Raw genomic sequence first — 22,594 nt, forward strand, 5'->3', positions numbered from 1 at the left:
CTTTGGTGTATAATGACCAATATCACAGGCCAGCCGGGGTCCGGCGGGCCTGGCGCGACCCTAAAAGTAAGGAGTGGAAACAACGTATGAGCTATTCCGCGCAAAACATTCGTAATATCTGCCTGCTGGGGCATGGCGGAAACGGAAAGACCTCCCTGGCAGAGAGTATGCTGTATCTGACCGGCGGTACCGCCCGACTGGGCAAGGTCCCCGATGGCAATACCGTGTGCGACTATGATCCCGAGGAGACCAAGCGCCAGATTTCCATCTCCCTGGCCGTGGCCCCTGTGGAATATGACGGCTGTAAGATCAACATTCTGGACACGCCCGGCTATTTCGATTTCTCCGGCGAGGTCATCGAGGCCATGCAGGCCGCCGACGCCGCCATTATCGTCTGCTCCGCCAAGGGCGGCATGAGCGTGGGCGCTGAGAAGGCCTGGAAGCTCTGCGAGAGCCGCAAGCTGCCCCGCCTGCTCTACATCTCCAAGACCGACGAGGATAACTCCGACTACAACGCCGCCTTCGCCACCCTGCGTGAGCGCTTCGGCAAGAACATCGCACCTCTGGTGGCCCCCATCTGGGACGCCGACAAGAAGGTCATCGGCATCATCGACGTGCTCCACAAGCGCGCTTTTGAGTTTGTCAAGGGCTCCCGCCAGGAGATCGAGGTGCCCGAGGACAAGAAAGCCGTGCTGGACGAGCTGTACGACGCTCTGAAGGAGTCCGTGGCTGAGACCAGCGAGGAGTTCATGGACAAGTACTTCTCCGGCGAGGACTTCACCTACGCCGAGATGATCCAGGGCCTGCGCCAGGGCGTGAAGGACCTGTCACTGTTCCCCGTGCTGTGCGGCAGCGCCCTGTCCGGCCTGGGCACCCGCATGCTGCTGGACACCATCGTGGAGCTGCTGCCCAACCCCCTGGAGGGCAAGGCCCTTGTGGCCGAGAACGCCGACGGCGAGCTGGACGAGTTCGTCTCCTCCCCCGGCGCCCTGCCCACCGCCTTTGTGTTCAAGACCACCTCTGACCAGTACGGCAAGTACTCCTATGTCAAGGTGCTCTCCGGCTCCATCAAGCCCGACATGCCCATGGTCAACGCCCGCACCGGCGCCACTGAGAAGCTGGGCCGCCTGTATGTGATGACCGGCAAGAAGGCCGACGAGGTCAAGGAGCTCCAGTGCGGCGACATCGGCGCCATTGGCAAGATGGATAAGCTGAAGACCGGCGACACCCTCTGCGACGCCCGCAAGGTGGTCAAGCTGGAGGCCATTCCCTTCCCCGAGCCCTGCTATTCCGTGGCCATCGCCCCCAAGACCAAGGGCCAGGAGGACAAGGTCGCCTCCGGTCTGACCCGTATGAACGAGGAGGATCTCACCTTCTCCTGGGTCAACAACGCCGAGACCCACCAGATGGTCATCTCCGGCACCGGTGATATGCAGATGGATGTGCTGCTCTCCCGGCTGAAGAGCCGCTTCGGCGTGGACGCCACCCTGTCCGAGCCCCGCGTGCCCTACCGCGAGAAGATCCGCAAGAAGGTCGAGGTCCAGGGCCGCCACAAGAAGCAGTCCGGTGGCCACGGCCAGTTCGGCGACGTCAAGATCCGCTTCGAGCCCGGTGAGAGCGAGGAGCTGGAGTTCTGCGAGGAGGTCTTCGGCGGCGCGGTGCCCAAGAACTTCTTCCCCGCCGTTGAGAAGGGCCTGCGCGAGGCTGTGCAGCACGGCGTGCTGGCCGGCTACCCGGTGGTCAACCTGAAGGCCACCCTGTTCGACGGCTCCTATCACCCCGTCGACTCCTCCGAAATGGCCTTCAAGACCGCCGCTCAGCTGGCCTACAAGGCCGGTCTGCCCGATGCCAGCCCCGTTCTGCTGGAGCCCATCGGCGAGCTGAAGGTCACCATCCCCGACAACTACATGGGCGACGTTATCGGCGACCTGAACAAGCGCCGCGGCCGCGTGATGGGTATGAATCCCGACCACGACGGCAACCAGGTGGTTGAGGCCGAGGTGCCCATGGCCGAGATGAGCCGCTACGCCATCGACCTGCGGTCCATGACCCAGGGCCGCGGCTCCTTCACCTTCCACTTTGTCCGCTATGAGGACGCGCCTCCCGCCGTCCAGGAGAAGGCCATCGCCGCTGCTAAGGCCATGCAGGCTGAGGAGTAAGTTAAATCAAACGGTCCCGGAGCATAGCTCCGGGACCGTTTTTTGTCGTTTGCTGTTAGTCGAAGGCGCCCGCCGTCACCATCCGGCCCAGATCAGCCAGATAGATGCGCATCATCTCGTCCTGGTCCGGCATCTCGTCCCAGATGGGCTCCGGCTGCTCCCCTTCGCCGCTGATCAGCCACTCCGCCAGCTCCTCCAGCGGGCCGCACATCTGCCGGATGGAGTAGGCGTAGCCCTCGCCGTCCATAGCCGACATAATCTCTGTCACCTGGAAAGTTCCATCCTCATCGTAACATCCCCGGAAGGCGGTAGGACCGCCTCCGCCGCCCCATCCACCGCAGCTGCCATCCAGCTGGACGGTGTAGTAAAACCGCTCGTTCACGCTGCACACCAGCACCGTATCCCCGTCCTCCTCGTAGCTGTCCCAGATGGTAATGGCGGGAAGCATCACGTCATTGAGACGGGAGCGCACGGGGATCTGCTCCGGGTCGGCGTACCGGGCCTGAAGGGCGTCAAAGAGAACCGCCGCATCACCGGTGAGGCCCATCTGCTCCGCCGTGGGCAGGGGCAGGTCGGGCTCCGGGTTGTTCTCCAGGCTGCTCCAGGTGACGGTGGCCGCCACCTGTTCCCCAAGCTCCGCCTCCTCCGTGGGCCACAGCAGCTGGAGACGCCGCTCCCCATCCAGGGGGATGTACCAGCCGGTGCACACAATCCCGTCCGACACCCCCTCTTCAATGGGCTTTCCGTTGGCGTCCAGATTCTCAATCCGGACCGTCTTTCCGCCAAGGACCGCCGCCTCGCTGGGCACCTCATCCGCCTCCAGGAGGGCCAGGGAGCAGCCCTCCATGCCCAGCGTCACCGAGGTGATCCCTTTCTCAATACCGCCGCTGTACTCCTCCGGCAGGGCCAGCTGGTAGTCCACCTGCCAGCCGCGCCTGTACAGCCTGCCGTTCACCTGGGACCAGTCCTGAGACAGCTCCGCTGAGGCGCTCTCCGTTGGCTGGGGGGTGTTGCTCTGAACAGGGTCGGATGTGTCCGTCGGTGCTCCGGGGGTACAGGCAGAGGTGATGAGCATCACCGCGGCCAGCACCGCCGCCAGGGCGGCCGCTTTCCGCCGGTCCGTGCGGACTTTTTCCGCTTGAAACAGCGCTGTCAGTTGTTCCATGGGCATCTCCTTTCTCCCATTTCCCCGGGCTGTCCGGCCAGCCCGTCCACATTCTGCGGTTTCATCTCCAAGTTCACCATATCCTGTCCCCGGCGGGTTGTCAAGTTTTTCTTCCCTTTCCCGCCCCGGCGGGTTATACTGTGGAAAAGCATTGCAGAGGAGTGAGCCAACTATGACGGTAATTCGTCTTGCCCGCCCGGAGGATGTGGACGCGGTCTGGGCACTGGTACAGCGGGCGGCGGCCCATATGCAGGCCCTGGGCAATCCCCAGTGGGGAGAGGACTACCCCACCCGCGCCCACTACGCCGCCGACCAGGCCCGTGGTGAGCTGTATGTATCGGTAGATGAGGACGGGACCATTCTGGGGGCGGTGTGCCTCAACCAGGAGCAGGCCCCTGAGTATGCCCCCCTGCCCTGGGCAGTCCCCGGCCCGGCCATGGTGCTCCACCGGCTGGCGGTGGACCCGGCTGCCCAGCGCCGGGGTGTGGGCCGGAGCTTCTTCCAGTTTGGCGAGGCCATGGCCCGCCGTCTGGGTCTGCCCGTCTTTCATCTGGACACCTACGCCCGCAACGACCGGATGCAGGCGCTGATTCGCAGCCAGGGCTTCACCCAGGTGGGCACGGTCCACTTTGACCGGGAGGGCCGCCCCGACGGCTTCCCCTGCTTCGAGAAGGTGCTCTGAGCCGTTTCCCGCCGGACTTCCCACCGGCCGTCCTTGCTTTTTTGGTGAAAATCACATATAATGGGGAAAATACAGCCCGGCATCTATTTTGATTCAGGAGGTTTCTCCCCATGAAAAAGCTGCTCATTGTGGTGGACTATCAGAAGGATTTCGTAGACGGTTCCCTGGGCTTCTCCGGCGCCGAGCTGCTGGACGCCCCCATTGCGGCCAAGATTGCCGCCTACCACGCCGCCGGTGACGATGTGGTCTTCACCTTTGATACCCATACCCCCGACTATCTGAGCACCCAGGAGGGCCGCAAGCTGCCCGCTGCCCACTGTATCCGCGGCAGTGAGGGCTGGGCGCTGTACGGCGAGACGGCCAAGGCCGCCCATGAGGATGACCGCCGCTTTGAAAAGCCCACCTTCCCCTCCCTGGCCCTGGGCGAGTGGCTGAAGGGACAGGACTACGGCCAGATCGAGCTGGTGGGCCTGGTGTCCAACATCTGCGTGCTGTCCAATGCGGTCATCGCCAAGGCCGCCCTGCCCGATGCAGAGATCGTAGTGGACGCCGCCTGCACCGCCTCCTTTGACCCCGCCCTCCACGAGAAGTGCCTGGATGTGCTGGGAGGACTCCAGGTGACGGTGATCAACCGGGCGTAAATGCGCCGCATGCTGAAAGGCTGATAAACATGAAAAAGAATCCCATGAATTACACCCTACTCTGCGATTTCTACGAGCTGACCATGGCCAACGGCTACTTTCAGACCGGCATGGCAGATCAGATTTGCTACTTCGACGTGTTCTTCCGCACTGTGCCCGACGGGGGCGGCTTTGCCATCGCGGCCGGCCTGGAGCAGGTCATCGAGTATATTGAGAACCTGCGCTTTGACGAGGAGGACATTGACTTTCTGCGGAGCAAGGGCACCTTCAGCGAGGACTTTCTCTCCTACCTGAAGGGCTTCCGGTTCACCGGCGACATCTGGGCCGTGCCCGAGGGCACCCCCATCTTCCCCGGTGAGCCCTTTATGACGGTCCGCGCCCCCGCCATTGAGGCCCAGTATATTGAGACTTACCTGCTTCTCACCCTCAACCACCAGTCCCTCATTGCCACCAAGTCCAACCGCATCGTCCGGGCCGCCGACGGCCGCCCGGTGAGCGAGTTCGGCTCCCGCCGGGCCCAGGGCACCGACGGCGCCGTGCTGGGCGCCCGGGCGGCCTATATCGCCGGCTGCGTGGGCACCGCCTGCACCCTGGCCGACCAGATGTACGGCTCCCCCGCCGGCGGCACCATGGCCCACTCCTGGGTCCAGATGTTCCCCGACGAGTACACCGCCTTCAAGACCTACTGCGAGCTCTATCCCCACTCGGCCACCCTGCTGGTGGACACCTACAACGTGCTCAAATCGGGTGTGCCCAACGCCATCCGGGCCTTCAAGGAGGTGCTGCTGCCCCAGGGCATCACCAAGTGCGCCATCCGGCTGGACAGCGGCGATCTGACCTACCTGTCCCGGAAGGCCCGCAAGATGCTGGACGCCGCCGGGCTCACCGAGTGCTCCATCGTGGCCTCCAACTCTCTGGACGAGTATATCATCCGGGATCTGCTCCTCCAGGGTGCCCAGATCGACTCCTTCGGCGTGGGCGAGCGGCTCATCACCTCCAAGAGTGAGCCGGTGTTCGGCGGCGTGTACAAGCTGGCCGCTGTGGAGGATAAGCAGGGCAATATCATCCCCAAGATCAAGGTCTCTGAAAACGCGGCCAAGATTACGAACCCCCATTTCAAGAAGGTGTACCGCATCTTTGAGAACGAGACCGGCAAGGCCATGGCCGACCTGATCTGCGTCCACGACGAGGTCATCGACCCCAGCAAGCCTCTGGAGCTCTTCGACCCGGAGGCCACCTGGAAGCGCAAGACTGTCACCGACTTCACCGCCGTGGAGCTGCTGGTGCCCATCTTCCAGGGGGGCAAGCTGGTGTACCAGTCCCCCTCCATCACCGAGATGCGGGCCTACTGCGCCGCCCAGATCGACCTCCAGTGGGACGAGGTCAAGCGGTTTGAGAATCCCCACAACTACTATGTGGACCTGTCCCAGAAGCTGTGGGACATCAAGCACGAGCTGCTCAAGCAGGCTGGCCACATCTAAAGTACAGCAAAAACCGGCTGTTCCCGTTGGGAACAGCCGGTTTTGTTTTCTGTCAGTTGAACTTGTAGATCTTCCGGGCCATGCGGTACAGGCCCACGGACAGCTTCCGGCCCTGATAGCCGGGGATGTTGCCCACAAAGGACACCGCACGGTACTTGAGCTTGTGGTAGAGCCCATGGTCCACCGACCGGAGGTACTCCCACAGCTCGGTCTTCTTGCCCAGGGCGGCGGGAGAGCCGTCGATGATGAGGAAGATGGAGGAGATGGTCATCATCATGGCCAGGTAGTTGCGCATGTACCGGCCCAGCTTGGGCTGGACGGTGAGCACCCGGCGCAGGTCGTGGGCGTCGATCATCAGGCGGGTCACCCGGACCTGCTGGTCTACACGGCCCACCATCACCTTCTCGTTGACGCTCTGGTCGGCGCGGCCGATGAAGTAGCGGTACAGGTCCAGATCCATGTAGTACATGGTCTTGACGTAGGGCAGAGGTTGGTAGACAAAGATGTTGTCCACGTAGAAGGTGTGCTTGGGCAGCTCCAGGCCGCACTTGCGCAGCAGCTTGGTGCGGTAGATGACCGAGTGCATCAGCAGATACTGAGAGGCGCGGAACCGGCCGATGTCATTCCAGGTGAAGATCTTGTTCTTGGGGAACACGTTGGCGTAGCCCATGACCTTCTGTGTGTTGTCCTCCACGTGCTCATAGACGTAGTTGGCGATGACCATGTCCACCGGCCGCTCCATCTTGGCAAACTCCCGCAGCTTGCCCAGCACCTTGTGGAGGGCGTCCACGTCCAGCCAGTCGTCGGAGTCCACCACCTTGTAGTAGATGCCGGAGGCGTTGCGGATACCCTGGTTCACGCCCTCGCCGTGGCCGCCGTTCTCCTGGTGGATGACCTTGACAATGTCGGGGTACTGGTCGGCGTACCGGTCGCAGATGGCGGGGGTGTCGTCCTTGGTGGAGCCGTCGTCCACCAGGATGATCTCGATGTCATCGCCCCCCTCCAGGAGGGTCTGGATGCAGTGGTCCATGTAGGCCGCCGAGTTGTAGCACGGCACGGCAAAGGTAATAATCTTATCCATTTTTCTCACCCTTCTCTTGGCCGGGCTCTCAGCCCAGCAGACGGTCCGCCAGCTCCAGGGCCCGGACCACAATGGCGTCCATATTGTAGTACTTGTACTCCGCCAGCCGGCCCAGCAGGTGGAAGCCGGGCAGGGCGTCGGCCAGAGCCCGGTACTTGGCGTACAGGGCGTTGTTCTCGTCGTTGATGATGGCGTAATAGGGGGTCTCGCCCTCCGCGCCGGTGTAAGAGCGGGAGTACTCCTTGACGATGGTGGTGCGGTCGGGCAGGTCCTGGCCGGAGAAGTACTTGAACTCGGTGATGCGGGTGTAGTCCTCGCTGACGGTGTAGTTCACCGTGCCCCGGGGCTGGAACCACTCCACCGGGTGGGTCTCGAACTTGAAGTCCAGGGTACGGTAGGGCAGGCGGCCGAAGCAGCAACCGAACAGCTCGTCCACCGCGCCGGTGTACACCACCGTGCCCGTAAAGGGCTCCCCATCCAGGGAGAGGCCGGCGGCGTCCAGCTTCAGGCGGTCGGCGGCGTCCACCCCCAGCTCCACGGTGATGTTGGGGTGGTCCAGCATGTGCTCAAAGACCGGGGTATAGCCGTCGGCGGGGATGCCCTGCCAGGTGTCCTGGAAATACCGGTCGTCCCGGGAGAGGAACACGGGCACCCGTGCGGTGGTGTTGGGGTCAATCTCCTCGGGCTTCTGTCCCCACTGCTTCATGGTATAGTGGACAAACACATTCTCATACACATAATCCGCCAGAGCCTTGATCTCCGGGTCCTCGCTCTTACGCAGCTCCAGGATGGTGACCTTTTTCTCTGCGCCGTAGGTCTCCACCAGCTTCTTCTCCAGCCGGGCGGCCTTCTCAGGGCCATAGGCCAGCTCCAGGGAGGTCAGGTTGAAGGGCACGGGCATCATGGCGCCGTGGACATTGGCCACCACCCGGTGCTGATAGTCCCGCCAGGCGGTGAAGCGGGAGAGGTAGTCATAGGCCCGCTGGCTGTTGGTGTGGAAGATGTGGGGGCCGTACTGGTGGATGAGCACGCCGGCGTCGTCCAGGCGGTCGTAGGCGTTGCCGCCCACATGGCTGCGCCGCTCCAGCACCAGCACACGCTTTCCGCCCCGCTCGGCCAGCTCCCGGGCGGTCACCGCCCCGGCAAAACCGGCGCCGATGACCAGGCAGTCGTACTTCTGACTCATGGAATGAACACCTCACAGCATAATCTTTCCTTCATCTTATCAGATTTCGCAGATAAAATGAACGGAAAAAGTATTAAGAAAGCCTTAAATCGTCGCAATATTTCAGCGGTCGGAGCCGCCGAACCGGTCAAAGCGCCCGTTGGTGGGCCCGCTGGTGCTGCCCAGGAAGGTGTCGTTGTAGTGGTCAATGGCCCGCTGAATGACCTTGATGGCGGCCTCACGGCCATTTACATCGCCGGCTACGGTGTCCTTGCCCTCCAGCTGCTTGTACACGGTGAAGAAGTGAGCCATCTCGTCAAAGACGTGGGCGGGCAGGGCGCTGATGTCCCGGTAGCCGTTGTAGGCCGGGTCGGTGAAGGGGATGGCGATGATCTTCTCGTCGTTCTTGCCGTCGTCCAGCATGGAGATATAGCCGATGGGGTACACCCGCACCAGGGTCAGGGGGTCCATGGACTCGGAGCAGAGGACCAGCACGTCCAGGGGGTCGCCGTCATCGCCGTAGGTCCGGGGGATAAAGCCGTAGTTGGCGGGGTAGTGGGTGGAGGTGTGGAGCACCCGGTCCAGGATGATGAGGCCGGTCTCCTTGTCCAGCTCGTACTTCTTCTTGCTGCCCTGGGGGATCTCAATGACGGCCACAAAATCCTCGGGGGTAATGCGCTTGGGGTTAATATCGTGCCAGATATTTGACATGCAGCAGGCTCCTTCTTTATTCAAAACGTTTTCCACACGCCGGATTTGGCGCACGGGTCTGTATCTTTTTTATTATATCTGATTGTTTCACGCTTTACAACGCGGTTCCCCTATCTTTTTGCCCGTTATACCCCTTTTTCCGCGCCGGGGAACAGGCGCAGGAAGGGTTTGGGCACCGGCGCGGTCACGGTAAGAGGGGCTCCCGTGCGTGGGTCGGTGAGGGTGAGGCGGACGGCGTGGAGGGCCAGCCGGTCCATGGGGCCGGAGCCGTCGCCGTACTTCCTGTCCCCTGCCACGGGGTAGCCCAGGTCGGCCATGTGGACCCGGATCTGGTTCTTCCGGCCCGTGTCCAGAGCCACCCGCACCAGGGCGTACTCCCCCGACCGGGAGAGCACCTTGTAGTGGGTGATGGCCTCCTTGGCGCCGCTGCCCGGCCCGCCGGAGTAGACCACCCGGGTGGAGGTCTCCCGCAGCCAGGAGCGGACCACGCCCTCCTCCCGCTCGGGCGCACCCACCGTCACTGCCAGGTAGATCCGCTCCTTCACCAGGCTGTCCCAGTCCTCCTGGAGGGCGCGCTTCATCTCCTCGTTCCGGGCAAAGAGCACCGCGCCCGAGGTATCCCGGTCCAGCCGGTGGACCACAAAGAGCTTCTTCTCCCGGCTGCCGTCCCGCAGGGTGTTGGCCAGCATCCGATAGGCGGTGCGCTGCCGCTCCCCCTCGTGTCCCACGGTGAGCAGCCCGGCGGGCTTGTCGATGGCGATAAGGTCCCTGTCCTGGTACAGGATGGGGAAGGGAGTCTTGGCCTGCTCCTCCCTGCCCTGGGGCAGGATGGTCACAACCTCCCCCGGCTCCAGAGGCCAGTCAAAGCGGGTGACGATCTTCCCGTCCACCGCCACCTGCCGCCCGGACAGCAGGTGCTTCACCGCGTTGCGGGACTTCCCCTTCACCTGCTCCAGCAGGAACTCCAGCAGATAGCCTTTCTCCGTCACAGGGTAGCGCCGCTCCCCCGCCGTGCTTTTTCCCATGGTTCTCCCTCCGGCCTGTGGTATTTCAGTCGAGCATGCAACATTTTATCACAGTGCTGCCCCGATGGCTACCCCGGACTGGGGTGGAAATCCTCCCGTTTTTTCTTGACAGGCAGGGCCGGAAAATGTTAGAATGGACGAACATAAGGGAGTAGTCGGCGCGGCATGCGCGGCGGAGCCAACATACTGAGGCCTCGGGCCTCTGGTTCAGCCTGAAATGACGAGACTTATCTGCCAAGGGGCGGATAGGTCTCTTTTTGTTTGCCTGTTTTTGGAAAATTACGCCGCTGACGCCCCTTCCGGCCGCCGTGCCGGGCCAAATCCCCCCAACCGGAGGTTTTTTACTATGGGTCTTCTGGAACTGTTCATTCTGGCCGTGGGGCTGTCCATGGACGCCTTCGCCGTCTCCATCTGCAAGGGTCTGTCGGTGGGTAGGGTACGCCCGGTCCACATGCTCACCGCCGGGCTGTGGTTCGGCGGCTTTCAGGCCCTGATGCCCTTCCTGGGCTGGCTGCTGGGCTCCCAGTTTGAGGCCCTCATCACCAACATTGACCACTGGATCGCCTTTGTGCTGCTGGTCTTTATCGGCGGCAATATGGTCAAGGAGTCCCGCAGCGAGGAGGAGCACCAGGACGGCTCCTTCTCCCCTGCCGCCATGCTCCCTCTGGCCCTGGCCACCAGCATCGACGCCCTGGCCGTGGGCGTCACCTTTGCCTTCCTGCGGGTGGACATCGGCCCCGCCGTGGCCTTTATCGGTGTGATCACCTTCCTGTTCTCGGCGGCGGGCGTCAAGATCGGCAGCGTGTTCGGCGCAAAGTACCGCTCCGGCGCGGAGCTCTTCGGCGGCTGCGTGCTCATTCTCATCGGCGCAAAGATCCTGCTGGAGCATCTTGGCATCCTGGGGTAAGGAGCAGGGGGTTGACATGCTCCCCGCCCTGTGGTATCCTCTCTTACGACATTTTTATTACCTGTGCCGGCATTTACCACCGGGTAAATGCAGTTTGTGCCTGTATATATTCCGTAGGTCTTAGAAGGAATATATCCAGGCACTTTTTTGCTCTGCGGGGTCCGGCCGCCCCATTTTTTCAGAGAGAGGGATCAACCAATGGACGAACAGAATCTGAACCGTACCTTTGCCCGGTACATGTCCCTGAATATTCTGGGCATGCTGGGCATGTCGGGCTATATCCTGGCGGACACCTTTTTTGTATCCAGCCGTCTGGGGTCGGACGGCCTGGCGGCCTTAAACCTGGCCATCTCGGTGTTCGGCTTTATCAATGGCCTGGGCATGATGCTGGGTATCGGCGGCGCCACCCGGTACGCCATCTGCAAGGCCCGGGAGGATGACCATGAGGCCAACGCCTCCTTCACCCTGTCACTGGTCGCCGGAATTGTGGCCGGTGTGGTGCTGGTCGCGTTCGGCCTGCTGTTCTCCCGGCCCCTGGCCGGGCTGCTGGGCGCAGAGGAGCGTATCCTCCCCATGTGCGCGGTGTACCTGCGCACCGTCTTCCTCTTTGCCCCCTTCTTCATCCTCAACCACATCCTGGTGGCCTTTGTCCGCAACGACGGCAGCCCCAAGCTGGCCATGACGGCCATGCTGGTGGGCAGCCTGTCCAACATCGTGCTGGACTACCTGTTCCTCTACCCCCTGAATATGGGCATCTTCGGCGCCGCCCTGGCCACCGGTACCGCCCCCATCATCGGCATTGCCATCTCCTCCATCCACATCTTCTCCGGGCGCAGCCGCTTCAAGGCCGTGCCCACGGGGCTGTCCCTGCGGAAGATGGCCGCTGTGGCCGGGCTGGGTATCGCCGCCTTTATCAACGAGTTCTCCTCCGGTATCACCCTGGTGGTCTTCAATCTGCTGGTGATGCACGCCGCCGGTACCATCGGCGTGGCTGCCTACGGCGTGGTGGCCAACCTGGCTCTGGTGGTGCTGTCCGTCTTTACCGGCATCGCCCAGGGCAGCCAGCCCCTGCTCAGCCACGCCTACGGCATGCAGGACTTGGATGTGGTGCGGCGGGTGTACCATAAGGCGCTGCTGCTGGCCTCCGCCCTGGGCCTGCTGGCCCTGGCCGCCGCGCTTCTCTTCCCTTCGCAGCTGGTGTCCCTCTTCAACAGCGAGGGCAACGCCGCCCTCCAGGCCATCGCAGAGCCGGGACTGAGGCTCTACTTTATCGGCTTCCTGTTTGTGGGCTTCAACTTTGTGGCCGCCGCCCTGCTGGGCGCCACGGAACAGGCCAGCGCCTCCTTCCGTGTATCCTTCTTCCGTGGCTGCCTGGGCATTGTCCCCGCCGCCTGTCTCTTCGCCTTCCTCTTCGGCATGACCGGCATCTGGCTGGCCTTCCCGGCAGTGGAGCTGGTGACGCTGTTCCTCAGCGTCCGGCTGGGCCGCCGGGCTCTGGCCGGCGTGGCTCTCCCCGGCGAGGAGTCCCTGGCCCTCTGAGCTGCCTTTCAGTTTTTTCCGCCCGTGATAAAAGAAAAAACCGCCCCGCCCGGCAATGCCGGGCGGGGCGGTTTCGTATTTCCGGAAAGACCAGCTTACTTGTGGTCGACGGAGTACATGTGCTTGATCAGCTCCAGCACCTTGTTGGAGTAGCCGATCTCGTTGTCGTACCAGGACACGACCTTCACGAAGGTGTCGGTCAGAGCGATACCGGCCTTGGCGTCGAAGATGGAGGTGCGGGTGTCGCCCAGGAAGTCGGCGGAAACCACGTCCTCATCGGTGTAGCCCAGAACGCCCTTCAGCTCGCCCTCGGAGGCGGCCTTCATGGCGGCGCAGATCTCCTCGTACTTGGCGGGCTTGGCCAGGTTGACGGTCAGGTCGACGACGGACACGTCCAGGGTGGGAACACGCATGGACATACCGGTCAGCTTGCCGTTCAGCTCGGGAATGACCTTGCCCACGGCCTTGGCGGCGCCGGTGGAGGAGGGGATGATGTTGCCGGCAGCAGCACGGCCGCCGCGCCAATCCTTCATGGACACGCCGTCAACGGTCTTCTGGGTGGCGGTGGTGGAGTGAACGGTGGTCATCAGGCCATCGGTGATGCCCCAGTTGTCGTTCAGGACCTTGGCGATGGGGGCCAGGCAGTTGGTGGTGCAGGAAGCGTTGGACACGAACTTCATGTCGGGGGTGTACTTGTCCAGGTTCACGCCGCAGACGAACATGGGAGTGCTGTCCTTGGAGGGGGCGGACATGACAACCTTCTTGGCGCCGGCCTTCAGGTGAGCCTCTGCCTTCTCCTGGGTCAGGAACAGACCGGTGGACTCAACAACGTACTCGGCCTCCAGCTTGCCCCAGGGAATGTTGGCGGGGTCGCGCTCGGCGAAGACGGGGATGCACTTGCCGTTGACCACGATGCCGGTCTCGTTGCTGCTCACCTCACCGGCGAACTGGCCGTGCATGGTGTCGTACTTCAGCATGTAAGCCAGGTAGTCGGCGGGGCACAGATCGTTGATGCCCACGATCTCGATCTCGGGATGATTCAGACTAGCGCGGAAGACCATACGGCCGATACGGCCAAAGCCATTGATGCCGACTTTAATGCTCATTTCAATTCTCTCCTTTTAAAATCTTCGAGGTATCCTCGTGCGCCCCCTATTATAGCCTATCTTGTTGCGTTTTTAAAGAGTTTTTTTGAAATTTCCCAAAAAATTTGCTTTTTTTATTCAAGTTATCGCAAGTGTGGTTTGACAGGCACTTAAGTCGGGCATAAGCATCCCCCCGCCCTCCTTTGGTGTGGCGTTCCCGTTGTTTTCCTCCACTTTATCCGCTCCAAAGGTGTGTCATTCCGGTTTTTCTCCCGCTTCAACCTGTCTGGATGCGTAAAAACATCAGCTTACGCCTTTGCTCCTTCCTTTCGACAGTTTTCGACTTTTTCCCTTGTTGGTCAGGCCAGATTTTGGTATACTGGAAAAAACGCAGTTCCCGCCTGAACTGCATAAGCTATATCAACATCATAAGAAAATGATTTGATGGAGGTGAGTGCGGCCTATGGACCAAGTCCCGTCCTCTCTCTTCTCGCTGGAGCACGCTCCCTTTCCCGCCCTGGTCATCCGGGACGGCAGAATCATAGCCTGCAACGGCGCGGCCATCCAGCAGCTGAAGCTGTCCCCCGCGGGCGGTGAAGCGCCGGAATTTCTGGCCGGACTCCTGGGCGCGGAAGGAACTGTCTCCGGCACCTGTACCGCCGCCGGGCAGACCTGGCGGCTCTCCCTTTCTCAGTATGAGGAGGGCATCCTGGCGGTGCTTCTGCCCGAGGACCCGGTCAGTTCCCCCTTCCCCGGCACTGCCGCCCTGCTGGAGCAGATGCGGCAGAACATCGGCAATCTGACTGCCGCCGCCCAGCTCATCACCCCCGCCCTGCAGGAGCTGGGCCCCAAATATCAGCAGTACCTGGCCATTATGAGCCAGAGCTTTTACCGTATGATGCGTCTGATGAACAACGCCGAGACCGCAGGTGCCCTGGCGGAGGGACGGCTGACCTTCTCCCCCGGCCCCCTGGACCTGGCCGGTCTGTGCCGGGAGCTGTGCCGGGAGGTGTCCGGCCTGGCAGAGACGGCAGGCGTGTCCCTCCGCTTTGACGACCAGTGCGGCTCTCTCCTCACCACCGGGGACAGCGGACTCATCCGGCAGATGCTGCTGTGCCTCATCTCCAACGCCCTGAAGGCAGCCGGCAGCGGCGGCCGGGCTGGGCTGCGGCTGACAGAGGCAGGCGGCCGGGCCATTCTCACCGTGTGGGACAGCGGCGCCGGGCTGGACATCGGGACGGATGCAAAGGCCGGCGGCGCCGGAGCCGGTCTGCCCATTGCACGGCAGATCGCCGCCCTCCACGGCGGCGCGCTGATGCTGGAGAGCCGGCCGGGCGAAGGCCTGCGGGTCACGGTCTCGCTCCCTGTCAGCCGTCCGGAGCAGCCTCCCGTTCTCCGTACACCCCGGCAGATAGCCGACACTGCCGGCGGCTTCTCGCCTGTGCTGATAGAGCTGTCCGGTGTGCTGCCCTGGCAGGCCTTCCTGCCGGATATGCTGGAGTAATTTCTTTCTTGTTATTATACGTCAAATACTTGACAATCCCGCATGTATGCCGTACAATTCAAAAAGGTAACATGCTATATATTTGATTCGGAGGGTTTCATGGGCAGAGAAAACGATGTAGGGTTCCTGATTAAGCTGATTTACGATGACCACGGCAAGGTGCTCTATCAGCGTTTTCGCTCCGAGGGGATCACACCCGCCCAGGCTGAGGTGCTCCGCTTTGTCATGTCCCAGGGCGGCGCACGGATCACCCTGCGGGATGTGGAGGCCTTTCTGGGGGTGTCCCACCCCACGGTGGTGGGGCTGGTGAGCCGTCTGGTGGAGAAGGGTCTGCTGATCAGCGTGCCCGACCCGGACGACAGGCGGGCCAGGAATCTCTATCCCCTTCCCCCGGCGGACGCCAAGGGTGAATCTCTGGACGCCATTGAGGACAGCGAAGAGCTGCTCACCCGCGGATTCACCCCGGAGGAGCGGACGGAGCTGATCCGGCTGCTGAAGCGGGTGCGTGAAAACCTGCAGAAGGAGTTGGGCGAATAGCCCTTCTTCTTTTCCTCTAATATATAGCATATTACATATTTGCCACGGCACACATGAGGAGGAATTTGTTATGAAAAGAGCCTTTTCCCTGTTCCTCGCGCTGGCGCTGCTGTTCTCCCTGGCCTCCTGCTCCCAGCAGGAGCCTGAGACCAGCCCCACCGGCTCCCAGAGCCAGGCGGCGTCCTACACCGGCACCGCCCGGGGCTACGGCGGGGACATCAGCGTCACCATCGAGGTAACCGACGGCGTGATCACCGCCTGCACCATCGACGCCCCCGACGAGACCCCCGACATCGGCGGCGCCCAGATTGACCACTTCCAGACCGCCATTGTGGAAAATCAGGGCCAGGTGGACACGGTCTCCGGCGCCACCGGCACCTCCAACGGCGTCATCGCCGCCCTTCAGGACGCCATGCGCCAGGCCGGGCTGCTGGACACCGCCGAGTACAAGATGACCCCCGGCACCTACACCGGCCAGTCCCACGGCTTCTCCTGCATCGACTTCGTCACCGTGGACGTGACGGTGGACGAGAGCAGCATCGTCTCCCTGTCCCTCCAGGACAATTTTGTGGACGACCAGGACTCCTACGAGAACCGCTACCTGTGCACCGGCGCCTTTGAGGAGCTGGAGCCTGAGATTCTGGAGCTGCAGAGCATCGGCGTGGACGCCGTCACCGGCGCCACCGGCTCCTCCAACGGCATCAAGAACGCCATCCGCTCCGCCCTGGAGCAGGCCTTCGCCGCTTCCGGCTACTCCGAGAACGAGATCAACACCGCCATCAACGCCATGTTCATGACCCCCTCCTCCAAGACCGACGAGGTGGTGGAGCTGAGCTGTGACGTGGTGGTGGTGGGCGCCGGCGCCGCCGGTACCGTAGCCTCTCTGGCCGCCCTGGACAGCGGCGCCTCCGTACTCAACATCGAGAAGACCTTCCGCTGGGGCGGTCAGTCCATGATGACCGGCGGTCCCAAGGCCTACAGCCCAGACACCACTGAGGAGCAGGCCCAGGCCATCCTGGACACCTATGAGGCCACCATCGCCAACCACCGCCACGGCGAGGAGGACTCCCAGTGAAACGACCCGGACTATGTCTCCTCCCACGCCGACGAGTACACCCCTGTCAACGCCGAGGCCTATAAGGCTGTGGTTCCCGCCTCCGGTCTGGGTCTGCAGAAGATCATGGAGTACGGCATGGCCTTCACCAAGTCCATGATGGGCCTCATGCTGGAGGGCGGCATGGAGGGTATGACCGAGGGCGGCCCCATGGCTCTGCCCACCACCCCCGAGGACCCCGACCTGCTCACCGCTGACAGCGTGTACACCTTCGGCACCGACGGCGAGGGTACCAGCGTGTCCTACTACCAGGCTGAGAAGTACTTTGACACCGTGTACGACAACTACATTGCCAACGGCGGCCAGGCGCTCCTGTCCACCACCGTCACCAATCTGACCTACGACGACAACGGCAATATCACCGGTGTGGATGCCCAGGGCGACGACGGCACCACCTACCATGTCGCCGCCAAGGCGGTTGTGCTGGCCACCGGCGGCTACGGCGGCAACGACGAGCTGATGGACGAGTGGGCCGGCGGCGGCGACGACTGGCTCTACTACGGCTGGCAGGGCAACGACGGCGACGGCATCGTCATGGCCATGGACGCCGGCGCAGCCCCCTACAATCTGGACGCCTACCCCATGAGCCACCAGCGCATGGGCGAGCAGTTCATCACCGCCTTTGAGGTCCAGACCACCGACGACGGCACCCAGTGGTCCCCCAACGACCTGACCGTCATCCTGGCCTGCAACCCCGACGGCGTGTTCGTGGAGAACGACGGCACCTCCTTCCGCCCCGAGGACTATGACGCCTACAACCCCATGGGCGGCTTCTCCGGCGCCATGGGTACCTACTCCATCGGCTCCTCCTACTACGTGGTCTACTCCGCCGACCAGCTCCAGGCCTACGCCGAGAGCGGCCTGACCAGCAACGCCATGGGCTTCCAGAACGTGGGTCTGGGCATCCCCACCGGCATGGCCCTGGGCGACTGGGTGGACCAGGTGATGGAGCAGGCCGTGAGCCAGGGCTTTGCCTGGAAGGTGTCCTCCCTCTCTGAGGGCGACGCCCTGCTGGGCTTTGAGGACGGCACCCTGGCCGCCGCTTACGGCACCAGCACCTCCGACGCCAACGCCGATGGCAGCGAGTACTACTACATTATGAAGTGCTGCGGTCTGGCTATCAGCTCCTGCGGCGGCGTGGAGGTCAACGAGAACATGCAGGCTGTCCGTGAGGACGGCACCGCCATCGAAAACCTCTTCGTGGCGGGCAACGACGGCTTCGGCAACATCATGGCCACCGGTGCCGAGTACCCCATTGGCGGCGACGCCGGCATGTGGGTCTTCGGCAGCGGCTACATCGCTGGCGAGCAGGCCGCCGCTCTGGCAGCAGGCTGAGGCCCTCTTCACAGACAAACAACAGCGCGGCCCGGATTGCTCCGGGCCGCGCCGTTTTATTTGGATTTATCCCGCCTCGGTCACCTGCATCAGCTGGTCCAGAGCCCGGGCAATGCCCACGTCCTCCTGACAGTCCATATCCTCCAGCAGGTCCAGTACCCGCTCCACCTCATCCACCGCCCGGATGACGCTCTCCCGGGACTGCTCAATCTGCTCCTGTACCGCCATATCGGCAAAGAAGCCGTCAAAGAAGTAGTCGGCAAAGGTGGCGAAGTCCCCGATGGATACCTGGGCCTGGGAGATCAGGTCCACGTCGGCCAGCTCGGTACGGAACCGGGACAGAGCCCGCTGGGCCTGGTCCACATAGTCCCGGGCCTCGTCCAGGGTGTTGTGCTTCATCATGGTGGTGAACGTGCCTCCGCCCAGCATGTCCCAGGTGCCCAGGTCCTCGGCCTCACCCAGGCTGCCGTCCGCCGCATCCAGACAGGAGAGCACCTCCCGCCCGGCGGCAATGGCCTCGCCCAGCTCCTTTTTCCGGCTCTGCCGGGCAGCGATCTCCTCCTCCAGGGCGGCGATCCGCTCCCCCGCCGCGCCGCCTGCCTCACGCAGCAGGGCCCGCTTCTCCTCCAGGGCCGCCTCCCGCTCCGCGGTGCAGTCGGGTACCTTATCCAGCTCCTGACCCATTTCGGCCAGCCGGTTTTGGGCGTCCTCCACGTCCCGGAGGGCCTGCTCATACTTGGCCTGGGCCGCCAGAGCCTCCGCCTCCTCCTTGGAGAGGCGGACCTCCCGGTCGCCGGTGATGCGCAGCCACAGCCCCTTCAGGCTTATGCCCTCCAGCTCCTCCACGTCCCGCCGCTCCTTGGCCAGGAGCTGCTTCAGCTCCTCCGCCCGGGCGGAACGCTTGTCCGCCTCTTCCTGCAGGACGGACCACTGGGCCAGCAGTCGCCGCCGCTTCTCCTGCCTCTCCCCCAGCTCCGCCAGGGTGCGGTTCAGTTCTTCCAGTGTACGCGCCATATTCCGTCTCTCCTTTCGCCGGTTTTCTCCCCTTTATTCTACCCGCTGGCCCGTCTCCGCGCAAGCTTTCCCCTGGACTTCCTGATTGAGGGGCCCGGATTCTTCCGGGCCGCGCTGTTTTATTTGGATTTATCCCGTCTCAGTCAGCTGCGTCAGCGCGTCCTGGGCGCGGGAGATGCCCACTTCCTCCTGACAGTCCAGGTCCTCCAGCTGGTCCAGTACCCGTTCCACCTCATGCACCGCCCGGATGACGCTCTCCCCGGACTGCCCAATCTGCTTCAGCAATGCCATGTCGTCAAGGAAGTCGGAAAGGAAGTAGCCGGGAAAGGCGGCGAAGGCCTCGATGGGTACCTTGGCCCGGGAGCTCAGGGCCGCGTCGGCCGGCTCGGTGCGGAACCGGGACAGGAGCTGCTGGGCCTGATCCACATAGTTCCGGGTCTCATTCAATGCGTACTGCTTCATCCTGGTGGTGGAGGTATCTTCACCTTCACTCATCTCGCGGATCGCCTCGTACAGGCGGGAGAACACCTCCTGTGCGGCGGCAATGACCTCGCCCAGCTCCTCTTTCCGGCTCTGCCGGGCAGCGAGTTCCTCCTCCAGGGCAGCGATCCGCTCCCCCACCGCGCCGCCCGCCTCACGCAGCAGGGCACGCTTCTCCTTCAGGGCCGCCTCCCGCTCGGCGGTGCAGTCGGGTACCTGGTCCAGCTCCCGGCCCATTTCGGCCAGCCGGTTTTTGGCGTCCTCCACGTCCCGGAGGGCCTGCTCATACTTGGCCTGGGCCGCCAGGGCCTCCGCCTTCTCCTTGGAGAGGCGGCCCTCCCGGTCGCCGGTGATGCGCAGCCACAGCCCCTTCAGGCTCATGCCCTCCAGCTCCTCCACATCCCGCCGCTCCTTGGCCAGGATCTGCTTCAGCTCCTCCGCCCGTGCGGAACACCTGTTCTTCTCTCTCTTCAGGACGAACCACTGGTCCAGCAGCTGCTACCGCTTCTCCTGCCGCTCCCCCAGCTCCGTCAGGGTACGGTTCAGTTCTTCCAGTGTACGCGCCATATTCCGTCTCTCCTTTCGCCGGTTTTCTCTCTTTTATTCTACCCGCTCGCCGGTCACCGCGCAAGCTTTCCCCTGGACTTCCTGGTTGAGATGCCGTAAAATATACCTCAAAGAACACGCATACTACACAAAGGAGTTTTGCAATGGAGACTATTGTTCAGATCCTGGCCCGGGAACTGGGCCGCAAGGAAGAGCATATTCAGAATGTCATCACCCTGCTGGACGAGGGCAACACCATCCCCTTCATCGCCCGGTACCGCAAGGAGATGCACGGCACCATGGATGACACCACCCTCCGCACCCTGGCCGACCGCCTGACCTACCTGCGCAACCTGGACAAGCGCCGTGAGGAGGTCAAGGCCTCCATCGAGGGCCAGGGCAAGCTGACCGAGGAGCTGTCCGCCGCCATTGACGCCGCCGCCACTCTGGCGGAGGTGGAGGACCTGTACCGCCCCTACAAGCCCAAGCGCCGCACCCGGGCCACCATCGCCAAGGAGAAGGGTCTGGAGCCTCTGGCCCAGCTGCTCTTTGCCCAGGGCCGGGACTGCCCCGCCCCTGAGGTGGCCGCCGCCGACTATGTGGACCCGGAAAAGGGGGTCAGCTCGGTGGAGGAGGCCCTGGCCGGCGCCTCCGACATCATCGCCGAGGCCATCAGCGACGACGCCGACCTGCGCAAGCGCCTGCGTGAGCTGTGGCGGAGCAAGGGCAGCCTGGTGTCCAAGGCGGCGGACAAGGAGCCTGAGGACACGGTGTACCGCCTGTACTACGACTTCACCACCCCTGTCTCCCGTGCCATGGGCCACCAGATTCTGGCCATCAACCGGGGTGAGCGGGAGGAGGTGCTGAAGGTCTCGGTGGAGATGGACCGGGAGGCCGCCCTCATCGTGGTGCGCAGAGCTGTGCTGGTGCCCGGCGCTCCCTCCATGGCCTTTGTCCGCGCCGCCGCTGAGGACGCCTACGACCGGCTTATCGCCCCCAGCATCGAGCGGGAGATCCGCAATCTGCTCACCGAGCAGGCCGACGAGGGCGCCATCAAGATGTTCGGATTGAACCTGAAGCCCCTGCTGATGCAGCCGCCGGTGAAGGGCTTTGTCACCATGGGCCTGGACCCGGGCTACCGCAACGGCTGCAAGGTGGCCGTGGTGGACGGCACCGGCAAGGTGCTGGACACGGCGGTGGTCTACCCCACCTTCAGCGAGCGGAAGAAGGAGGAGGCTATCGACGTGCTCTCCAAACTCATCCGCAAGCACGGTGTGGCCCACATCGCCATCGGCAACGGCACCGCCAGCCGTGAGACCGAGCAGATGACGGTGGAGCTGATCAAGCGGCTGGGGGGCGGCGTGAGCTATATGATTGTCAGCGAGGCGGGCGCCAGTGTGTACTCCGCGTCCAAGCTGGCCGCCGAGGAGTTCCCCGAGTACGACGTGAACCTGAGAAGCGCCGTGTCCATCGCCCGGCGTCTCCAGGACCCCCTGGCCGAGCTGGTGAAGATCGACCCCAAGGCCATCGGCGTGGGCCAGTACCAGCACGATATGCCCCAGGCCCGACTGGATGAGACCCTGTCCGGCGTGGTGGAGGACTGCGTCAACTCTGTTGGCGCCGACCTGAACACCGCCTCCGCCCCCCTGCTCACCCGGGTGGCAGGTCTCAACGCCACCACTGCCAAGAACATCGTCAAGTACCGGGAGGAGAACGGCGCCTTCACCTCCCGCAGGCAGCTGCTGAAGGTGCCCAAGCTGGGCCCCAAGGCCTTCGAACAGTGCGCCGGCTTCCTGCGGGTGCCCGAGAGTGCCAACGTGCTGGACAACACCGGCGTCCACCCCGAGAGCTACGACGCCGCGGGCAAACTGCTGGAGCTGTGCGGCTACGGCATGGCCGACGTGAAGGCGGGCAACCTGTCCCAGCTGCCCCAGCGGGTGAAGGACTACGGCGAGGAGAAGGCCGCCCAGGCCTGCGGCGTGGGCGTGCCCACCCTGCGGGACGTGGTGGGTGAGCTGATGAAGCCGGGCCGCGACCCCCGTGACGAGCTGCCCAAGCCCATCCTGCGCACCGACGTGATGGAGATGAAGGACCTGAAGCCGGGCATGGAGCTCACCGGCACGGTGCGCAACGTCATCGACTTCGGCGTGTTTGTGGACATCGGCGTCCATCAGGACGGCCTGGTCCACATCTCCCAGCTGGGCGCGGGCCGCCGGGTGAAGCACCCCAGCGAGGTGTGCGCCGTGGGTGATATCGTCACCGTCTGGGTTCTGGAGGTAGACGAGAAGAAAAAGCGCATCTCCCTCACCATGAAGAAGCCCTCCTGAGCCCAAAATCAGCCATGCAACCTGAAGTTGCGCGAAAAAATCCCCGCCGAAACGCCGGGTTGGTGGTAAAACCGGCCTTCTTCCGGCAAAATGATG

At 63.2% G+C, this 22,594-nt stretch carries 19 protein-coding genes; 11 read left to right on the top strand and 8 right to left on the bottom strand.

Going from position 1 to position 22,594, the window contains the following annotated elements; all coding sequences use genetic code 11:
• Window positions 1-86 precede the first annotated feature (86 nt).
• Window positions 87-2,159: an elongation factor G gene (locus ACOX7T_RS06530; protein WP_433441046.1), complete on the top strand. Its 2,073-nt coding sequence runs from the start codon at window positions 87-89 to the stop codon at window positions 2,157-2,159.
• A 55-nt stretch (window positions 2,160-2,214) separates the two neighbouring features.
• Here ACOX7T_RS06530 and ACOX7T_RS06535 read toward each other — a convergent pair whose 3' ends face one another.
• Window positions 2,215-3,324, bottom strand: a complete 1,110-nt coding sequence (locus ACOX7T_RS06535) for a hypothetical protein (protein WP_433441049.1) — start codon at window positions 3,322-3,324, stop codon at window positions 2,215-2,217.
• Between the two features lie 172 nt (window positions 3,325-3,496).
• Between ACOX7T_RS06535 and ACOX7T_RS06540 the strand changes: the two genes are divergently transcribed.
• The 3 genes from ACOX7T_RS06540 (at window position 3,497) to ACOX7T_RS06550 (ending at window position 6,128) form a co-directional block, all read left to right on the top strand.
• Window positions 3,497-4,006, top strand: coding sequence for an N-acetyltransferase family protein (locus ACOX7T_RS06540; RefSeq protein WP_433441051.1), 510 nt, complete (start codon window positions 3,497-3,499; stop codon window positions 4,004-4,006).
• Window positions 4,007-4,116: 110 nt separating this feature from the next.
• A complete protein-coding gene (locus tag ACOX7T_RS06545; RefSeq protein ID WP_433441053.1) occupies window positions 4,117-4,647 on the top strand; it encodes a cysteine hydrolase family protein in 531 nt (176 codons plus the stop codon).
• A gap of 29 nt (window positions 4,648-4,676) precedes the next feature.
• Complete coding sequence (locus ACOX7T_RS06550; protein WP_433441055.1) at window positions 4,677-6,128, top strand: nicotinate phosphoribosyltransferase; 1,452 nt, start codon at window positions 4,677-4,679, stop codon at window positions 6,126-6,128.
• A 52-nt stretch (window positions 6,129-6,180) separates the two neighbouring features.
• Here the strand turns inward: ACOX7T_RS06550 and ACOX7T_RS06555 are convergent, their stop codons facing one another.
• From ACOX7T_RS06555 to ACOX7T_RS06570, 4 genes are all read right to left on the bottom strand, one after another.
• Entirely contained in the window at window positions 6,181-7,209 is a 1,029-nt protein-coding gene (locus tag ACOX7T_RS06555) for a glycosyltransferase family 2 protein (RefSeq protein WP_433441057.1), read from the bottom strand.
• Between the two features lie 28 nt (window positions 7,210-7,237).
• The gene (glf, locus tag ACOX7T_RS06560; protein ID WP_433441059.1) at window positions 7,238-8,395 is read right to left on the bottom strand and encodes a UDP-galactopyranose mutase; all 1,158 of its coding nucleotides are present in this window, start codon (window positions 8,393-8,395) and stop codon (window positions 7,238-7,240) included.
• A 102-nt stretch (window positions 8,396-8,497) separates the two neighbouring features.
• Window positions 8,498-9,085 (bottom strand): inorganic diphosphatase, encoded by a 588-nt coding sequence (locus ACOX7T_RS06565; protein WP_433441061.1) that lies wholly within the window; start codon window positions 9,083-9,085, stop codon window positions 8,498-8,500.
• A gap of 125 nt (window positions 9,086-9,210) precedes the next feature.
• Entirely contained in the window at window positions 9,211-10,110 is a 900-nt protein-coding gene (locus tag ACOX7T_RS06570) for an RluA family pseudouridine synthase (protein WP_433441063.1), read from the bottom strand.
• 346 nt (window positions 10,111-10,456) lie between these two features.
• Here ACOX7T_RS06570 and ACOX7T_RS06575 point away from each other — a divergent pair, with 346 nt between their 5' ends.
• Entirely contained in the window at window positions 10,457-11,017 is a 561-nt protein-coding gene (locus tag ACOX7T_RS06575; RefSeq protein ID WP_006572900.1) for a manganese efflux pump MntP, read from the top strand.
• Between the two features lie 198 nt (window positions 11,018-11,215).
• Window positions 11,216-12,556: an MATE family efflux transporter gene (locus ACOX7T_RS06580; protein ID WP_433441065.1), complete on the top strand. Its 1,341-nt coding sequence runs from the start codon at window positions 11,216-11,218 to the stop codon at window positions 12,554-12,556.
• Between the two features lie 95 nt (window positions 12,557-12,651).
• Here the strand turns inward: ACOX7T_RS06580 and gap are convergent, their stop codons facing one another.
• On the bottom strand, window positions 12,652-13,662 hold the full coding sequence (gene gap, locus ACOX7T_RS06585; RefSeq protein ID WP_433441067.1) for a type I glyceraldehyde-3-phosphate dehydrogenase: 1,011 nt from the start codon (window positions 13,660-13,662) through the stop codon (window positions 12,652-12,654).
• Between the two features lie 442 nt (window positions 13,663-14,104).
• Here gap and ACOX7T_RS06590 point away from each other — a divergent pair, with 442 nt between their 5' ends.
• The 4 genes from ACOX7T_RS06590 to ACOX7T_RS06605 all read left to right on the top strand — a co-directional run bounded on the left by ACOX7T_RS06590 (window position 14,105) and on the right by ACOX7T_RS06605 (window position 18,131).
• Complete coding sequence (locus ACOX7T_RS06590) at window positions 14,105-15,145, top strand: sensor histidine kinase (RefSeq protein ID WP_433441069.1); 1,041 nt, start codon at window positions 14,105-14,107, stop codon at window positions 15,143-15,145.
• 99 nt (window positions 15,146-15,244) lie between these two features.
• A complete protein-coding gene (locus ACOX7T_RS06595; RefSeq protein WP_433441071.1) occupies window positions 15,245-15,682 on the top strand; it encodes a MarR family winged helix-turn-helix transcriptional regulator in 438 nt (145 codons plus the stop codon).
• Between the two features lie 70 nt (window positions 15,683-15,752).
• Window positions 15,753-16,757: an FMN-binding protein gene (locus tag ACOX7T_RS06600; RefSeq protein WP_433441073.1), complete on the top strand. Its 1,005-nt coding sequence runs from the start codon at window positions 15,753-15,755 to the stop codon at window positions 16,755-16,757.
• A gap of 69 nt (window positions 16,758-16,826) precedes the next feature.
• Window positions 16,827-18,131 carry an FAD-binding protein gene (locus tag ACOX7T_RS06605; RefSeq protein WP_433441075.1) on the top strand — a complete coding sequence of 435 codons (1,305 nt, stop codon included), beginning with the start codon at window positions 16,827-16,829 and terminating at the stop codon, window positions 18,129-18,131.
• 66 nt (window positions 18,132-18,197) lie between these two features.
• Here the strand turns inward: ACOX7T_RS06605 and ACOX7T_RS06610 are convergent, their stop codons facing one another.
• Together ACOX7T_RS06610 and ACOX7T_RS06615 are read right to left on the bottom strand one after the other, a co-directional pair.
• The gene (locus ACOX7T_RS06610) at window positions 18,198-19,145 is read right to left on the bottom strand and encodes a hypothetical protein (RefSeq protein WP_433441078.1); all 948 of its coding nucleotides are present in this window, start codon (window positions 19,143-19,145) and stop codon (window positions 18,198-18,200) included.
• 129 nt (window positions 19,146-19,274) lie between these two features.
• Window positions 19,275-20,024, bottom strand: coding sequence for a hypothetical protein (locus tag ACOX7T_RS06615; RefSeq protein WP_433441080.1), 750 nt, complete (start codon window positions 20,022-20,024; stop codon window positions 19,275-19,277).
• A 311-nt stretch (window positions 20,025-20,335) separates the two neighbouring features.
• Here ACOX7T_RS06615 and ACOX7T_RS06620 point away from each other — a divergent pair, with 311 nt between their 5' ends.
• Window positions 20,336-22,498 (top strand): Tex family protein, encoded by a 2,163-nt coding sequence (locus tag ACOX7T_RS06620; protein WP_433441082.1) that lies wholly within the window; start codon window positions 20,336-20,338, stop codon window positions 22,496-22,498.
• The last annotated feature ends 96 nt before the right edge of the window (window positions 22,499-22,594 follow it).

This window comes from Pseudoflavonifractor sp. (assembly GCF_050943825.1).
GTDB lineage: Bacteria > Bacillota > Clostridia > Oscillospirales > Oscillospiraceae > Pseudoflavonifractor.

Excerpts from the sequence above, each read along its gene's own strand:
- ACOX7T_RS06550 (WP_433441055.1), top strand. The coding sequence starts at position 4,677 with ATGAAAAAGAATCCCATGAATTACACCCTACTCTGCGATTTCTACGAG.
- ACOX7T_RS06580 (WP_433441065.1), top strand. The coding sequence starts at position 11,216 with ATGGACGAACAGAATCTGAACCGTACCTTTGCCCGGTACATGTCCCTG.
- ACOX7T_RS06565 (WP_433441061.1), bottom strand. The coding sequence starts at position 9,085 with ATGTCAAATATCTGGCACGATATTAACCCCAAGCGCATTACCCCCGAG.
- ACOX7T_RS06575 (WP_006572900.1), top strand. The coding sequence starts at position 10,457 with ATGGGTCTTCTGGAACTGTTCATTCTGGCCGTGGGGCTGTCCATGGAC.
- ACOX7T_RS06590 (WP_433441069.1), top strand. The coding sequence starts at position 14,105 with ATGGACCAAGTCCCGTCCTCTCTCTTCTCGCTGGAGCACGCTCCCTTT.
- ACOX7T_RS06570 (WP_433441063.1), bottom strand. The coding sequence starts at position 10,110 with ATGGGAAAAAGCACGGCGGGGGAGCGGCGCTACCCTGTGACGGAGAAA.
- ACOX7T_RS06540 (WP_433441051.1), top strand. The coding sequence starts at position 3,497 with ATGACGGTAATTCGTCTTGCCCGCCCGGAGGATGTGGACGCGGTCTGG.
- ACOX7T_RS06530 (WP_433441046.1), top strand. The coding sequence starts at position 87 with ATGAGCTATTCCGCGCAAAACATTCGTAATATCTGCCTGCTGGGGCAT.
- ACOX7T_RS06620 (WP_433441082.1), top strand. The coding sequence starts at position 20,336 with ATGGAGACTATTGTTCAGATCCTGGCCCGGGAACTGGGCCGCAAGGAA.
- gap (WP_433441067.1), bottom strand. The coding sequence starts at position 13,662 with ATGAGCATTAAAGTCGGCATCAATGGCTTTGGCCGTATCGGCCGTATG.
- ACOX7T_RS06600 (WP_433441073.1), top strand. The coding sequence starts at position 15,753 with ATGAAAAGAGCCTTTTCCCTGTTCCTCGCGCTGGCGCTGCTGTTCTCC.
- ACOX7T_RS06545 (WP_433441053.1), top strand. The coding sequence starts at position 4,117 with ATGAAAAAGCTGCTCATTGTGGTGGACTATCAGAAGGATTTCGTAGAC.
- ACOX7T_RS06555 (WP_433441057.1), bottom strand. The coding sequence starts at position 7,209 with ATGGATAAGATTATTACCTTTGCCGTGCCGTGCTACAACTCGGCGGCC.
- ACOX7T_RS06610 (WP_433441078.1), bottom strand. The coding sequence starts at position 19,145 with ATGGCGCGTACACTGGAAGAACTGAACCGCACCCTGGCGGAGCTGGGG.
- ACOX7T_RS06595 (WP_433441071.1), top strand. The coding sequence starts at position 15,245 with ATGGGCAGAGAAAACGATGTAGGGTTCCTGATTAAGCTGATTTACGAT.
- glf (WP_433441059.1), bottom strand. The coding sequence starts at position 8,395 with ATGAGTCAGAAGTACGACTGCCTGGTCATCGGCGCCGGTTTTGCCGGG.
- ACOX7T_RS06535 (WP_433441049.1), bottom strand. The coding sequence starts at position 3,324 with ATGGAACAACTGACAGCGCTGTTTCAAGCGGAAAAAGTCCGCACGGAC.